Genomic DNA, 16,282 nt, shown 5'->3' with positions numbered 1-16,282 from the left:
CTTGGTACGTTTTAAGGAGACCAATTAATGAACAGACTGCTTAAACAAATGAGCATGCTTGCTATTAGTACTTTTATGATGGCTTCAATGCTTTCCCATGCGGCTGCACTTCCTGACTTTACAGAGTTAGTGGATAAAGCCTATCCCGCTGTTGTAAACATTAGTACGGAACAAACGATTACCACGAAGACCTCCAGTGATGGTGGTCGACAATTAGGGCCGAACAGTGAAGAGCTTAATGAGTTCTTTAAACACTTTTTTGGTCAGCAACCTTTTGGACAATCAGAGCCAAAACAAGGGTCTCAACGAAGCTCATTAGGGTCTGGTTTTATCATTTCTCATGATGGTTATGTATTAACTAATAATCACGTTATTGCCGAAGCAGATGTTATTCATGTGCGTTTAAGCGACCGGCGTGAGTATGTGGCAACATTGGTTGGTACAGACCCTAGAACAGATTTAGCTTTGTTGAAAATTGATGCTGAAGATTTGCCAATTGTTAAAATGGGTGAATCAGACAAACTAAAACCAGGGCAATGGGTGTTAGCAATTGGTTCGCCATTTGGTTTTGACTACACAGTGACGGCGGGTATTGTCAGTGCGACAGGACGGAATTTACCTTCTGATAGTTATGTTCCGTTTATTCAAACAGATGTAGCAATTAACCCAGGTAACTCCGGTGGTCCTTTGTTTAACCTAGATGGTGAGGTTGTGGGAATTAACTCACAAATCTACACTCGTTCAGGTGGATTTATGGGGGTGTCTTTTGCGATACCGTCTAAAGTAGCCATGTCTGTTGTGGATCAGCTGAAACAAGACGGTAAAGTATCTAGAGCTTGGCTAGGTGTTTTAATTCAGGATGTAAACAACGAACTTGCTGAATCCTTTGGTTTAGATCGTCCAAGTGGTGCGTTAATTAGTCGTGTGTTACCAGACTCACCTGCTGAAAAAGCAGGTTTGAAATCAGGCGATATCATCATGGCCTTTAACGGTGAAGATATCGAGCATTCAGGTGAATTGCCATATGTTGTTGGGCAGCTTAAAGCAGGTGAAAAAGTTGAGTCGAAAGTCTATCGCGACGGAAAAGAACAAACAATTTCTGTGTTGCTAGAATCAAGACCAAATGATCCTAAAGTATTGGCTAAAGCTCAACAAGATCAAAACCGTTTAGGCATGATAGTGGGTGAAATACCAGAAGAAATGGCGAAACGTTTTGACATTGAAAGTGGTGTTGTGATCGAGCAGATTATTGGTGGAACCGCTGCCCGTAATGGCCTTCAGCAAGGCGATGTGATTACTATGTTGAACGGTAAACGTATTCAAGGTGTTGCTGATTTTACTTCCATTGCCAAAGACATTCCGAGTGGTCGTTCTGTACCGATGCGAGTGATTAGACAAGGTTATCCGATGTTTATTCCGTTTAAAATTATGGAATAAAGATAACTGGAAAATAAAAAGGCGGTCCTATCGGATCGCCTTTTTTGTATGTTTTTTGAAGCTGAAACCGTATTGCAGTTTAGAGTGGCTTAAAGTGCTTTAGAGAAAATTTTCGAATTACGTTGATAATTATAAAGAGCTTGTTTCTTGCTTGGTAAACTATCCAGTGTTGTTTCACTAAAACCGCGTTCGATAAACCAGTGCGCCGTTCTTGTTGTTAACAAGAATAGAGTGGACAGGTTTAATACTTTTGCAGCTTGCTCTATGCCTTTCAATAATCGTTCACCACGGTTTGAGCCTCGATAGTCCGGTGAAACGGCTAAGCAAGCAAGCTCGCCTGAGTGTTCTTGTTCAAAAGGGTAAAGCGCAGCACAAGCGACAATGGCGCCATCTCTTTCGATAACGATAAAACGGTCGACTTCGTTTTCAAGTAATTCCCGCGATCGTCTGACTAAGACTCCTTTTTCTTCTAATGGCGTTAATAGTGCCATCATGCCGCCAACATCATCGATGTGAGCAGGGCGCAATTGCTCATAACTGTCTTCATCTATCATTGTGCCAGAGCCTTCACGGGTGAAGAGTTCTCTCAATAGACCGCCGTTTTCATTATAAGAAATCAAATGTGCTCTTGGTACCCCTTGGCGAACGGCTTGAACACAGGCGTCTAACGCGGCGTGTGTGATACTAGAGAGTTGCTTCTCTTTTAAAATGACTTCTGCATCTTTAGTTAATAACTCAGAATAAAGTTCTCCATTGCTTTTAAATACGCCTTCCTCTTCTGAATAGATAACCAGCTTGTCTGCTTTTAACTGAATGGCAGCTTGGAGCGCAACATCTTCACTTTTAAGGTTGAAAACTTCGCCTGTTGGAGAGAAGCCAAGGTGAGGAAGTAAAACCATATTATCGTCTTCAAGAAGACGAAAAATAGCCTCTGAGTCGATGCGACGAACTTCACCTGTATGTCCGTAATCAATGCCATCCACAACCCCTAATGGTCTTGCGATGACATAATTACCGCTACATACTTTTAAGCGAGCACCATCCATCGGTGTGTTTGAAAGTCCCATAGAAAGTTGTGCTTCAAGCTGTACTCGAACAGCGGCAGATGCCTGAATAATATCTAGCAGCTGATCTTGTGGTGTGACGCGATAATCGTCTTCTACTCGACTAGGTAGACGTCGATTCGATAAAATACGGCCAATTTGCGGGCGTGCACCTTGAACTAAAACTAAGCGAATGCCTAGCGAATCAAGCAAAGCAAGGTCGTGAATGATACTTGAAAAGTGAGTGCATTCGATGGCCTCACCGGGAATCAAGATAACAAAGGTTTTTCCCCTGTGAGCATTTATATAGGGTGAAGAATGGCGGAACCAGTCTACATAATTGAGTTCGTCAGGCACGCTGATCCTCGTCTTCTATTCGGTTATTTGAAGGCAAAAACGCTTGATTAAACCGCGTATTACCTCTTGCATAGGCTGAATTTGGTCCAGCGCCATAAATTCATTTGGCTGGTGGGCTTGGTCAATTGAACCTGGCCCCAATATTAAGGTTTCCATTCCCATTTGGTTTAGAAAAGGACCTTCTGTTGCAAACGCTACCGTACTAGCTTTGCGTTTGGTTAATGTTTCACACGCTTTTATGATATCCGATTCGATAGGGGTATAAAAAGACGGAATATCAGGAAATAGGCTGTTAAGTTGTATTTTTGTTCCTGTTTTTTCTTCAATACTTGGTAGCAACTGAGCAATTTCTGCCATTAAGGCTTGGTTGCTCATACCGGGCAAAGCTCTTAAATCAAACTCTAATTCACATCGTCCACAAATTCGGTTTGGGTTGTCACCGCCATGGATGCAACCAAAGTTCATGGTTGGGTAATCAATAACAAAATTAGCATCACGGTACTGGCTCTTAAGTTGTTTACGAAAGATCATGAGCTCTGACATGACGGAGTGCATTGCATCCATTGCATTATTACCTAACACTGGATTAGAAGAGTGTCCCGATTGCCCCGTCACTTTAATTCGTTCCATCATGATGCCTTTGTGAGCATAAATTGGCGTCAATGACGTTGGTTCGCCAATCAAAGCATATCTTGCTTTTAAGGAACCTTGCTCCACTAAAGCTCGGGCGCCGGACATAGAGCTTTCTTCGTCAGCGGTGGCAAGAATAATAAGCGGCTGCTTTACATTAGAAAGCTGCATTTGTTGAACGGTATCAATGACAATAGCAAAGAAGCCTTTCATATCACAGCTGCCAAGACCGTAAAGCTTGTGGTCCCTTTCTTCTAGACTAAATGGATCTGACTTCCAGCGATCTTCATCATAGGGAACAGTATCAGTATGCCCGGAAAGTACTAAGCCACCGTCACCACTACCAAGAGTCGCAATTAAGTTGAATTTATTAGGTTGGCCCGGTAGAGGCATGATTTCACATTGAAAGCCTTGAGAGCTTAACCAACTTTCAAGTAATTGAATCACACCCTTGTTGGATTGATCCCAGTGTGCCTGACTACAGCTAATAGAGGGGGAGGCGATCAGCTGCGTCATCATATTAATGAGCGACGGAATTGCGGGCATATGAATGCTCCTTGAATCCTAATGTTACTAAGAGATCTTTCCATTACCCATAAGTAATATTGAGTAAAGGCCATGCCTAATATTACTACTGTAAGGGAGGCATCTGGTACACTTACTCTAACAATATTTTTTCTTTGTTGTTTGCTCAACAGCAAAGGTTTTAGAGGTTTGCATATTATGGCGATCGAGCTAGAGCTTAAGTTAATGCTTCATCCTGAATATCTCAAGTCTGCCAGTGACTTTCTTGATGAAATTTGTTCTTTGTCTGAGATAGATAACCAGTCTCGTCAGCCTACGCTGTCTTTGATGAATGCGTATTTTGATACAGAAGAGTCCAGTTTAATGCAGGGTGGAGTGGCATTACGCATTCGTGCGGTGAATGGAGCCTTTATACAAACAGTAAAAACGCGAGGTAGCAATCGGATTGGTATGCATGCTCGTGGAGAATGGGAATGGTTTTTACCTAATGATCAGCTGGACTTGTCATTACTGGAAGATGTTCCATTGCCTGAACCTTTACTGGATATGTCATGGCGTTCTGAATTGATTGAAGTTTATCGTACAGACTTTGAAAGACAGGTTTGGAACGTCGAGTCACAAGGCACAAAAATTGAGGCGGTTTGCGATAAAGGATTAGTCACATCACCTTACGGCGAAGATTCAATTTGTGAATTGGAGCTGGAATTAAAAAAAGGTGATGAAGCCGGCTTATATGATTTTGCTTTGCAATTGGCTGAACAGGTGCCAGTACAAGTCAGTGTAGTGTCGAAAGCTCAGAAAGGCGTTCGATTAAAATATGGTCGAATAGAGCTACCGGATGAACCTATTAATTTATCAAATGAATCCGAGCTGGCTGCGTATTGGTATGAAGTATGGCTAGTGCATTGGGAAGCTATGAATTTTATGAGAGATGAAGTTTTAATGCAGCCAATTCGGCACTCTATGTATCAACTTAAAAACTATCTGCCTAATGACCTTGTGCAAGCCCTAGAAAGTCTAGATGACGATTTTGATCAGTGTTTGATGGAAGGTGAAGAACTAATACTAAACAGGTTAGCTGGCATGAAACAAACAGGTTTAGTTATGTTAAATATTGGACAATGGTTGAATAAGCAAACGGCATAATATAATCGTGTTCTTTATAAGAATAAAATTGTAGATAAGGAAGGAATGTTGACGCCACCTAATTTAAATCCAAGTTACGCCTCTTTTTGTGAACAATCTAGTTCACGTTCCTTACTTTTAGAGCAGATTCAAGAAGCCCGAGAAAGGCATAGTTTAGTTGAGCTAAGCGATGAACAAATAGGTACTTTGGAACCGCTTTGGATCTTAAGTGATTACTTACATCAACAACTGGTACGTTTTCCTCATTGGCTTGATGACCTTCTTGTATTAGAGCACTTACCCGAGAAACCATCTCAAGAAGCATTGATTGCAGGTGAAGCATTTTTTTCTAATGACGCCGAAGGCTGCTCCCAAGAGGCTTTGCTAGAGCTTGATGAAGCCGCTTTCATTAAACGTCTTCGTATCTATCGTCAATGGTGGATGGTGCGTTTAATCGCTTTAGATATTCAGCAAAAAATGTCATTAACGGAATTAACGAGTCGTCTTAGCGGTTTAGCAGATGCTTGTGTCAACGCTAGTTTACAATGGTCTGAACAGCATTATCTTAACCTATATGGGCAGGCATTAGACTGCCAAGGTGTGCCGCAATCAATGATTGTTATTGGCATGGGAAAATTAGGCGGTAATGAACTTAACTTATCGTCGGATATTGATTTAATTTTCGCGTTCCGTGAACACGGCGATACTCAAGGCGGTAAAAAAAGTCTTTCCCATCAAGAATATTTTACCAAACTCGGTCAAAAACTGATTCAGCATTTGGATCAAGTTACCGCGGATGGTTTTGTGTTTCGAGTAGACATGCGCTTGCGTCCTTTTGGTCAATCTGGCGCACTTGTTCTGAACATGGATTCTTTAGAAAACTATTACCAAGATCAAGGTCGAGATTGGGAAAGATATGCCATGATCAAGGCTCGAGTGATGTCTGGTAGTGAATTAGATATTTGCGAATTTGAAGCCTTACGCAAACCATTTGTTTACCGAAAATATCTTGATTTTGGCGCTATAGGCGCACTGCGTGATTTGAAACAAATGATCGCCAAAGAAGTTCGTCGTAAAGGTATAGAGCATAATATCAAGCTTGGTGAAGGAGGCATTCGTGAAGTTGAGTTTATTGCTCAAGCTTTGCAAATACTGCATGGCGGTCGAAATCAAAGCCTACAGACACCAGCCTTACTCAAAGTACTTCCTTATCTTGCGCAGCAAGATTACCTTTCTTTTGATGAGGTGAAAGAGCTGCGAGATGCGTATTTATTATTAAGACGAACAGAGCATGCACTACAAGCTGTTAATGACGAGCAAACTCAGCTTTTACCTGAAGATGATGGTGCGCGTCAGCGTATTGCCCTAATAGTTGGTTTTACTTCTTGGGATGAGTTGAATAGTCGTTTATGGGAAGTGCGTAAGAATGTCCATCGCCATTTTATTTCACTTATTGATGATGGCGAAGAAAGCAGTGAAGAGGTTAAAGATCAAGAAACGTGGCGTTTACTAATCAAACATCCAGAAGATGAAAACGCCATAGTTGATGCCATTGAGCCTATTAAGTGGCAAGACCAAAAGGCCGTAGTTACACGAATCACTCAGTTGCTTAGCTCTCGAACAGTGGTATTTATGCAACCGATTGGGCACGAAAGATTGGCTGTGTTTTTAGCCGCATTTATGTCGAAGCTAAGTGAAGAGGGAAACCCTGATTTAGTACTAGAGCGTGTCTTTCCTATATTGGAAGCTGTGTTACGTCGTACTGCGTATTTGGTTCTCTTGTGTGAAAACCAAACGGCGATGACTCACCTTATTCGTTTATGTCGAGAAAGTGCTTGGTTTACCGAAGCGATTTCTACGACGCCTGCTTTACTTGATGAATTGTTAGATGCGAATACGTTGTTTTCTCCACCAGACAAAATCATGCTGAAAGAGGAGCTGCAGCAGATTTTGCTGCGTTTACCTGAAGAAGATGAAGAGGCGCAAATGGACGCTATGCGTCGATTTAGACGCTCCATTCTTCTGCGTATTGCTGCTTGTGATATCACCGAGATACTACCTATCATGAGAGTTAGTGATCACTTAACTTGGTTGGCTGAAGTACTACTCGATCAGGTGTTACAGCAGTCTTGGTTTTATTTAACGAAAAAACATGGCTTTCCGGTCAGTCAAGGCCAAGCTGCCTATACACCTCAGCTGGCTATTATTGGCTATGGAAAATCGGGTGGTTGGGAGCTGGGGTACGACTCGGACTTGGATTTAGTTTTTATCCATGGTGCGCAGTCTACTGGCAGTACGGATGGTGATCGAAGTATTGATAATCTGACCTTTTATACTCGCCTTGGTCAGCGCCTAATTCATATGATTACCAGTTTTACAGCAGCAGGACGTTTATATGAGGTTGACATGCGTTTGCGACCTTCCGGTAATTCTGGATTACTGGTATCGACATTAGATGCATTTCGAGATTATCAGCAAAAAGAAGCTTGGGTTTGGGAGCATCAAGCCTTAACTCGTGCTCGTGGTTTAGCCGGTGAGTCTACATTATTAGCTCAATTTGAAGCTTGCCGTAAAACGATTATTTCTTCCGTTCGAGATCATGATGAATTGAAAGCTGAAGTGATTAAAATGCGTGAGAAAATGCGCACTCATTTGGATACTGGTGGTAAGGAGAAAGGCTTCGATTTGAAACAGGGGGCTGGTGGCATTATTGATATTGAATTTATGGTTCAATATTTGGTGCTAGCTTGGTCTCATAAATATCCAGAACTCATGCGTTTTTCTGACAATGTGCGTCAATTAGAGGCTGCTGCATTAGTAGGTTTATTAGAAAAAGAAAAAGCTGAAAAAATGATTGAGACTTATACATTATATCGAGCACGAGCTCATAGATTAAATTTACAGCAGCAAGGGAGGGTGATTCAAGATGATACTTTTGTGAATAATCAAAACTTGATGAGTCAATATTGGGAATCTTTTGTTAATAACGACAATATTTAAAAAACTTTATTGTTTATTGGCTGCGTTAGCAATCTTGATTGTGTAAATACGATTACGCTGTCACTCCTTTATGTTACAAAAAGGTGGTCGTAAATTAATCAAATCGCAGTTATACTATATTTTATTGATGTATTTTTGATCAGTAAGTATTATTGATCACTTAATTGAGCTTATCCATCATTTTGAATTTATAGGAGGATAAATGCCTGATGTTAACGGTCTAAGTAGTCCTGGAATGGACTATGCGAACGAAGTATACAAGGCGAGCTTGGCAAAATCCGCTCAGCAGCAAGAAGGGCAGCAGGATCTTGAGCTATTAGCGCGAGCTGTAGAAAGTATTACTCCAGCAGCTAGCAGTGGTTCACACGCTACCACAGATAACCTTGGACAGAATATTAATATCAACGTTTGATACTTTTTTAAGTGCGTTTACCAATATCAACGTGATTTTAAAAGCCCTACAATGGTCATTGTGGGGCTTTTTAGTCTTTGTAAGGTTAGCTAAATCGGGTTATTTATTGATGACTTCATCTTGTGTTGAAAGGTTCGTGATAGCTGATTCAAACGCTTTTAGACGTTTGTAGATAGAAAGTAACTCAACAATAGTAGTCCAAGAGTTAATTAAGTATTGGAATGAATTTTCAACCTGATTGAACGCATTCATTACTCGTTGCATTACACCCAGCGTAAAAGCTCCCGCAATAATAGATGGCGCTAATACAATAAATGGAACGAACTGACCTACGTTTAAATAGCCATAACGTACAATGTTGAAATATAAGTAATGTGTGTATAAACGGAAATAGTTTTTACGGACATTGTCAAAAAGTTCATTAAGCGTCATTGGGTCAGCTCTATCTATATGATCTTCACCATATACTAATTCTTTTCGATAGGCCGCTTCGACACGTTGGTTTTTAAACTCTAACCCTGGAAGTTTAATACCTGCTAAAGCAAGCAGTAATGTTCCGAAAATTGACCACATAATTGCAGTAAAAACTAAAGCTTGAGGAACTTCACCAATTAATGGTAATTCTTTTACGTAGCCTGATAGACCCCACAAAATAGGTAAGAAAGCAATCAAGGTCATCACGGATCTTAATAAGCTTACGCCTAACCCTTCAACAATAGATGCAAAGCGCATAGTGTCTTCTTGAATACGTTGTGAAGCACCTTCGATGTGACGTACTTGATTCCATTTGGACGAATAATAACTCGTCATAGCAGAACGCCAACGAAAAACATAATGGCTTATAAAGAAATTGCTTAATACAGATACCGTAATTGCTACTAAGATGATGACTGCTACTGTTGATAATTCAGCGTAATAATCTTTAAGCTCTATGCTATTTGGGCTTGCCAGTGCTTTTTGAATAAGGTCATAAAAACTGCCATACCATTCATTAAGCATGACGCTAACTTGTACTTGGAACCAGGTGATAAAGACAATTAAAGCAGAACCAAGAACAGACCATTTAGCCCATTTTTGACCGCCATAAGCAACCCACGCACCAACGAACAAGGCATAGCAAAGAATCATATATTGATATAGCCAAATATCTAATGCTGTTTTTTGTGTACTAGCAAAGGCGGCTTGAGCTGCTGCGTCTGCACCTTCTGCCAGAGCATCAGGGAAATATACACCAAACAATGACCCTAAACTTAAAGTTGCGCCAAAATCTTGAACGACAAAATACCAGCCAAGGACGCAGGCAATTGCCCAGAGGGCAAAACTTATAAAAAAGAGCTTAGGGTTGGGAAAGAAAGATTGAAACACAGTTTAGTTTCTCTATATCGGTGAATGACACATAAGCCATTGATTTACTCAAGGATATATAATGGCGCTTGATAGGAGCTTAAACCAGTCATCAGATAAGCACAATCAAACAACTTTTAAGGAATCTGCAAGAAAGACGATAATCTTAAGAAGATTTACGTATTTCTATTATTAAAACACAAAAAAATCGGACCTAGGCCCGATTTTTAGAGGATCTTTTTTTGTTGTAATTTACTTTATAAGGTTAAGCTGCTTTTGCGTCTGCTACCACTTTAGCAATGGCTTTTTCTAGACGAGCTAGACCTTCAGAGATTTCTTCTTTTGTAATGATTAAAGATGGAGCTAAACGTAAGACATTAGGTCCAGCCACCAATACAAATAAACCTTCTTCTGCTGCCGCCGGGATGAAAGAGGCAGCTTTTCCAGCAAGAGAGTCAACCACTTCTGCGCCAATTAAAAGACCCATGCCACGAATATCTTTAAATACATGATGTTTTGCATTGATGGCTTCTAAACCTGCAACGAAAATATCATGGCGCTCTTTTACCCCAGAAAGAACTTCAGGAGTATCAATAATATCAATCACAGCTTCGGCAATCGCACAAGCCATTGGGTTGCCACCGTACGTACTACCATGAGTACCAAATGCTAAGCTTTTTGCAGCTTTTTCTGTTGCTAGCATCGCGCTGACAGGAAAACCATTACCTAATGCTTTGGCTGTAGTAAGTACATCCGGGGTAACCCCTAACTGCTCGTAAGCATACAAAGTACCAGTACGACCAACACCTGATTGCACTTCATCATAAACAAGCAGGGCATTGTATTGGTTACACAACTCACGTACTTGTTTTGCAAACTCTTTATCTGCAGGAATGACGCCGCCTTCACCTTGAATTGGCTCCATAACTACAGCGCAGGTTTTATCACTAATGATGGCTTTTAACTGCTCAATATCATTGTAATCACAGTGTTGAATGCCACCTGGCGTTGGTTCAAATCCTTCTTTATATTTCGCTTGTCCACCTACGGAAACAGTAAACAAAGTACGGCCATGGAAGGATTTATTAAATGCAATGATCTCATTTTTTTCTGGACCAAAGTGATCAAATGCATAACGACGAGCCAGCTTAAAAGCTGCTTCATTTGCTTCTGCACCACTGTTTGCAAAAAAACACGATCTGCAAATGTTTTTTCCGTTAACTTTTTAGCCAATCGTAATGCTGGCTCGTTGGTCATTACGTTGGCTAAATGCCAAAGTTGTCCAGCTTGCTCGCGCATGACGTTGACTAGAGTTGGATGGGAATGACCTAATGCAGTAACCGCGATGCCGGCTGCAAAATCGATATATTCTTTACCTTCTTTGTCCCATACGCGAGAGCCTTCGCCACGCACTGGAATAATTGCAGAAGGTGCGTAGTTAGGAACCATGACTTCATCAAAGGTTGCTCTCGTTACTTGTAGTGTCACTTGTATATCCTCTTTAAAAAATGGGTGGCCGAGGTAACGGCCACCTTTGGATTTATATCAGATTTCTCAACTCACGAATAGCGACAGTTACCATTGCCAGTGTTAATTCACTTTCCGCTTTTATTTCACCAAAAGTGGTTCGGTAATGATTAATACTGTCACTGTTAGACTCACGCCAATGGGTTAGCCGCTCTTCCAGTTTTTTAATATCAACACTGGATTGAATCACTTCCTGTGTAAGCGTACGCAAGCTGTTGTCGACTTCATCGCCTAAACCTGCTTTCGCACGTCTTTGCCACATATCGTCAGCAGATAACTCGCTGGCTTTATGGCGTAGCCAATGCAGCTCTAGATCCATTTCAAGCGCAAAGTAGGTTTGTGCAACATCCAATACTTCTGTGTCTGTATTGGTAGCAACACGGATAATGTCCAGACCATAAAATAGATAATGAAGAGACGATAACCTTTCGGCTACTTCAACTGGAATGTTTTTCTCAACCAGATCTGCGGCAATATCTGCCAAATGAGCTTGGCTCGGTTCGGTTAAAATAGCTTGCATATTGGCGCGGATAATATCGACGCCAGGCTTGTAGGTATCTTTTAAGCGTTGGATCGATAGACTTTCACGAGTATTACGTAAAAGCCAAAGTGTTGTACGTTCAAGGAGTCCTTGGATACGTATTAATAATCCGTTCAACACCGCGTTAGAAACAGTGAAATCGAGTTGGTTAATCGCATCCCAAAGTGTTGGGATTCCAAAGATTTCTTCTGCAGCCATATAAGCACGCACTACATTTAAAGAAGACGCACCGGTTTCTTCTTGCATGTAGGTGGTGAATGTTGGCCCCATACGGTTACCAAGATTGTTCGTCACATGGCCAGCAATGATTTCTTGAATCAGTGGGTGCGATGACATTTGGTCGCCAAAATGTTTGGTTAATTGCGTAGGAAAATATTCATTGATTTGAGGTGTCAAATCCGCATCTTCACCTATGCCATCCGCAACAAGTTGTTCAGATAATTTGATTTTCGAATATGCCAACAAAACGGATATTTCAGGTCGAGTTAAACCAAGGCCTTTATTTAAACGTTGTTTAATTTGCGCATCACTAGGCAAAAATTCGATTTCACGGTTTAGGCGACCCTCACGTACAAGTGATTGAATTAAGCGCCAGTGATCTGCTAGGCGCTCAGGAGCTTGCGCATTAGCCAAAGATAAAACATGGCTTTGACCAAGGTTATGGCGTAGCACCAAACTACCAACTTCATCGGTCATTTCAGCCAACAAACTATTACGTTGTTTCTCGGTCATGTCACCGTTTTCAACAACGCTATTAAGCAAGATTTTGATGTTGACTTCATGATCTGAGCTGTCTACACCTGCAGAGTTGTCGATCGCGTCTGTACTGATTAAACCGCCTTTTTGAGCGAACTCAATACGACCCAATTGAGTAAGACCTAAGTTACCGCCTTCACCAACAATTTTACAGCGTAGTTCTTTACCGTTTACACGTAAGCCATTGTTTGCGTTATCACCTGCATCTGCATGGGATTCTTTTTCAGATTTTACATAGGTGCCAATGCCGCCATTCCAAAGAAGGTCGACTGGTGCTTTTAAAATGGTATTGATCAGGTCAATGGGCGCCATGGATTTAATATTGCCCTCAATGCCTAATGCTTTTCGTATATCAGTATTGATAGGAATGGATTTCGCAGAACGGTTGAAGATGCCACCGCCTTTTGAAATCAATTCTTTGTTGTAATCTTCCCAAGATGAACGAGGTAGCTTAAACATGCGCTCACGCTCAGCAAATGATGTTGCAGCGTCAGGTGTTGGGTCAATGAAGATATGCATATGGTTAAATGCAGCAATTAAACAGGTGTGTTTTGATAGCAGCATACCATTACCAAATACATCACCAGCCATGTCGCCAATACCCACAGCTGTAAAATCAGTAGTCTGACAATCAATGCCAATCTCTTTTAATTGACGCTTAACCGATTCCCATGCACCACGAGCAGTGATGCCCATTTTCTTATGGTCGTAACCATTTGAGCCGCCGGAAGCAAAAGCATCACCTAACCAGAAACCGTATTTTGCTGAAATACTGTTTGCCAAATCAGAGAAGGTTGCTGTTCCCTTATCCGCTGCGACCACTAAATATGGATCATCTTCGTCATAGCGAAGTACGGACTCTGGAGCAATAACTTCGTTTTGAATGAGGTTGTCAGTAATATCTAGCAAGCCACTGATAAAAGTGGTGTAACAATGAATAACTTCAGCTTGGACTTCTTCACGTGACGCATTTTTTTTAAGTTGTTTCGCGACGAAGCCGCCTTTTGCTCCTGAGGGAACAATAACGGCATTTTTTACCATTTGAGCTTTAACTAAACCAAGCACCTCGGTACGGAAATCTTCCATACGATCAGACCAACGGAGTCCACCACGGGCAACTTTACCACCGCGCATGTGTACGCCTTCTACCCAAGGGGCGTAGACAAAGATCTCGAATTTTGGTCGTGGTAAAGGTACTGCAGGAATAAGCGATGGATCCAATTTGAAGGAGACATAATCTTTAATATCACCTGTTTCGCTCGCTTGATAAAAGTTCGTACGCAACATGGCTTGAATGACAGACAAGTAGTGCTTCAAGATGCGGTCTTCGTCTAAGTTCGCAACTTGGTCCAGCTCTAGGTCAATTTTTTCAAGTAGTTTTTGTACTTTTTCATCACGCTTTGCTGTTTGGCTAGGATCGAAACGTTGTTCGAACAGTTGTACAAGCAGGCGCGTGATATTGGCATTCTTCTCTAGTGTTTGTTGCATGTACTGCCCAGAGAAAGGCACTTGAAGCTGCATTAAGTATTTTGTTAATGCGCGCAACATGGTTATCTGACGCCAAGTTAATGAAGCGTTTAAAACCAAAGCATTGAAACGATCATTTTCAACTCGGCGAGTGAACACTTGGTTGAAAGCATCTTGGAAAGCTTCTCGTTGAGTGTTCTTCTCAAGGTTTACATCGTCATCAACACTGATCGCAAATTCAACAACCCAGGTGTTAGCTTTGCCATCACCATTTTGATCAAATTCATATGGGCGAGCTTCTAATACTCTTAACCCCATACATTCAAGGATTGGTAATACATCCGACAAAATAAGCGTGGTGCCAGCACCGTATACTTTAAAGTAGTAATTATTCTTTGCTTGACCTACTTGGCGATAAATGTGTGTTGAAATATCTCCTTCACCAGCAAGTAAGCTTAATCGTTCGATATCGATAACCGCAGCATTAGGTGAGAAATCTTCCTGATACGCTGCTGGTAAATACGGCATATAATCATTGAAAAGAAGATTTCCGCTTTCTTCTCCATGACTCTTATGTAATGCATTTAGTAATTTGTCTTCCCATGAACTCATCGCATCTTGCATCTTACGCTGAATGTCTTCTGCATCGATGGTTGGACTTTGTTTTGGATCCGCAATTTGAATTGTGAAGTTAACGCGGGCTAGCACAAGCTGAGAGAACTGCACATTAAATTCAGAGCTGGTTCCATTGCACGCTGTCATTAAGATGTCTTCCATCTTCATGCGTAATTCCGTGTTGTAACGATCTCTTGGCACATAAACTAATGCGTTTAAGAAGCGGCCATAAATATCTTTACGTAGAAACACGCGTAGTTGGCGGCGTTCCTGAATGGCAAGGATGCTTTCGATTGTGCCGAAAAGCTCTTCCACTGGTGCTTGCAACATTTCATCGCGAGGATAACTGTTTAATATGTGTTTTAGGTTTTTGCCCTTGTGGCTGTTTGGATCTACATTTGCCTGTTCTAAAATGACATTAAGCTTTTTACGTAACAGAGGGATGTCTTGCAGGCGAGCAATATAAGCCGTAGATGAATACAAGCCAAAGAAACGCCATTCACCGATAACCTTGCCTTTCTTATCAAAGCGCTTAATGCCTAAGTAATCAAGGTGAACAGGGCGATGAACGGTTGAGATTGCTGTTGATTTTGTCAAAATTAGAATGTTACTACTGTCGACGGCCAACTGAGCAAGGTTGTCATGTAAAACGATATCTCGTTTTACTTTCTTATCATTAATGTCACGGAAGGTGCCTAATCCAGAACCTTCGACTAATTTGAGGTGTGTCTCGCTGCCTTCAATAACGAGGTCGTAAGCACGGAAACCAATAAAGGTAAAATGATCGTTGGCGATCCAGCGTATAAAATCCAGGATTTCTTGGTGTTCTTCGTTGGCTTTTAGGTGCTCAAGCTGTTCTGATTCGCTAATGATTTCACTTAGTTTTGTTTTCATTGCTGGCCAATCAGCAACAGTTTTATTAACGTCAGTTAAGCTTTTAAGTAGCTCTTCTTTAATCTTGTCTAACAAGTTAATGTCAGATAAACGATCTATTTCAAATCGTATTAAGGCTTCTTGAGATTTGGCTGCTGGGTTTATGCTTTGTAGCTCGCCTCTTTTATCTCGTTCAACCGGAACGACTGGATGAGCCGTCATGTGTATTGTATGACCAAGGCGAACAAGAGCCATATTGAAAGAAGACACAAGGAAAGGCATGTCTTCAGTAAGAATTTCGATCACAGTATGAGTTGACTGCCAGCTATGTTCTTCAAAGTTTGGATTATAAACACGAACTTTTGGCTGGTTTGATTTACGCTGTTGTAAGAAATCCCATAAGCACACAATGGTGCCATATAAGTTTTCTATCGACTCACTGGCTAAATCTTCCGTAAGAGAATCTTGGAAGTATAGGTGAGTAAGTTGTACCAAATTTTTGGCTTCTTCAGCGCTAAAGTTATCGTTTATTTCTACTTCAACGCGTTCAATTAATTCATTTTTCTTGTAATCAGTCATTAGAACTCATACCTCATGAATGGTGTTCTTAATAAAACTAGTCGTAAAGGT

Annotated in this window: 8 protein-coding genes and 1 pseudogene; 4 read left to right on the top strand and 5 right to left on the bottom strand. The window is 41.2% G+C overall.

The window, feature by feature from the left end; all coding sequences use genetic code 11:
- Positions 1–27 precede the first annotated feature (27 nt).
- A complete protein-coding gene (locus AC0L3Y_RS01105; RefSeq protein ID WP_473467738.1) occupies positions 28–1,437 on the top strand; it encodes a DegQ family serine endoprotease in 1,410 nt (469 codons plus the stop codon).
- Positions 1,438–1,526: 89 nt separating this feature from the next.
- Here the strand turns inward: AC0L3Y_RS01105 and argA are convergent, their stop codons facing one another.
- Both argA and argE read right to left on the bottom strand, forming a co-directional pair.
- Complete coding sequence (gene argA, locus AC0L3Y_RS01100) at positions 1,527–2,837, bottom strand: amino-acid N-acetyltransferase (protein WP_473467736.1); 1,311 nt, start codon at positions 2,835–2,837, stop codon at positions 1,527–1,529.
- A gap of 15 nt (positions 2,838–2,852) precedes the next feature.
- Positions 2,853–4,013: an acetylornithine deacetylase gene (gene argE, locus AC0L3Y_RS01095; RefSeq protein WP_473467733.1), complete on the bottom strand. Its 1,161-nt coding sequence runs from the start codon at positions 4,011–4,013 to the stop codon at positions 2,853–2,855.
- A 177-nt stretch (positions 4,014–4,190) separates the two neighbouring features.
- On the opposite strand from argE, the gene AC0L3Y_RS01090 reads away from it, so the two are divergent.
- The 3 genes from AC0L3Y_RS01090 to AC0L3Y_RS01080 all read left to right on the top strand — a co-directional run bounded on the left by AC0L3Y_RS01090 (position 4,191) and on the right by AC0L3Y_RS01080 (position 8,529).
- A complete protein-coding gene (locus tag AC0L3Y_RS01090) occupies positions 4,191–5,138 on the top strand; it encodes a CYTH domain-containing protein (protein WP_473467731.1) in 948 nt (315 codons plus the stop codon).
- A 45-nt stretch (positions 5,139–5,183) separates the two neighbouring features.
- The gene (glnE, locus tag AC0L3Y_RS01085) at positions 5,184–8,117 is read left to right on the top strand and encodes a bifunctional [glutamate--ammonia ligase]-adenylyl-L-tyrosine phosphorylase/[glutamate--ammonia-ligase] adenylyltransferase (protein ID WP_473467730.1); all 2,934 of its coding nucleotides are present in this window, start codon (positions 5,184–5,186) and stop codon (positions 8,115–8,117) included.
- Positions 8,118–8,319: 202 nt separating this feature from the next.
- Entirely contained in the window at positions 8,320–8,529 is a 210-nt protein-coding gene (locus AC0L3Y_RS01080; RefSeq protein ID WP_473467728.1) for a hypothetical protein, read from the top strand.
- Positions 8,530–8,628: 99 nt separating this feature from the next.
- Here the strand turns inward: AC0L3Y_RS01080 and sbmA are convergent, their stop codons facing one another.
- From sbmA to AC0L3Y_RS01065, 3 genes and pseudogenes are all read right to left on the bottom strand, one after another.
- Positions 8,629–9,894 carry a peptide antibiotic transporter SbmA gene (sbmA, locus tag AC0L3Y_RS01075; RefSeq protein ID WP_473467726.1) on the bottom strand — a complete coding sequence of 422 codons (1,266 nt, stop codon included), beginning with the start codon at positions 9,892–9,894 and terminating at the stop codon, positions 8,629–8,631.
- 244 nt (positions 9,895–10,138) lie between these two features.
- A pseudogene (locus AC0L3Y_RS01070) lies at positions 10,139–11,322 on the bottom strand (aspartate aminotransferase family protein).
- 91 nt (positions 11,323–11,413) lie between these two features.
- Positions 11,414–16,231 (bottom strand): NAD-glutamate dehydrogenase, encoded by a 4,818-nt coding sequence (locus tag AC0L3Y_RS01065; RefSeq protein WP_473467724.1) that lies wholly within the window; start codon positions 16,229–16,231, stop codon positions 11,414–11,416.
- Positions 16,232–16,282: the final 51 nt, after the last annotated feature.

The organism is Marinomonas sp. GJ51-14 (genome assembly GCF_055808695.1).
This window is presented reverse-complemented; position numbering and strand designations above follow the sequence as displayed.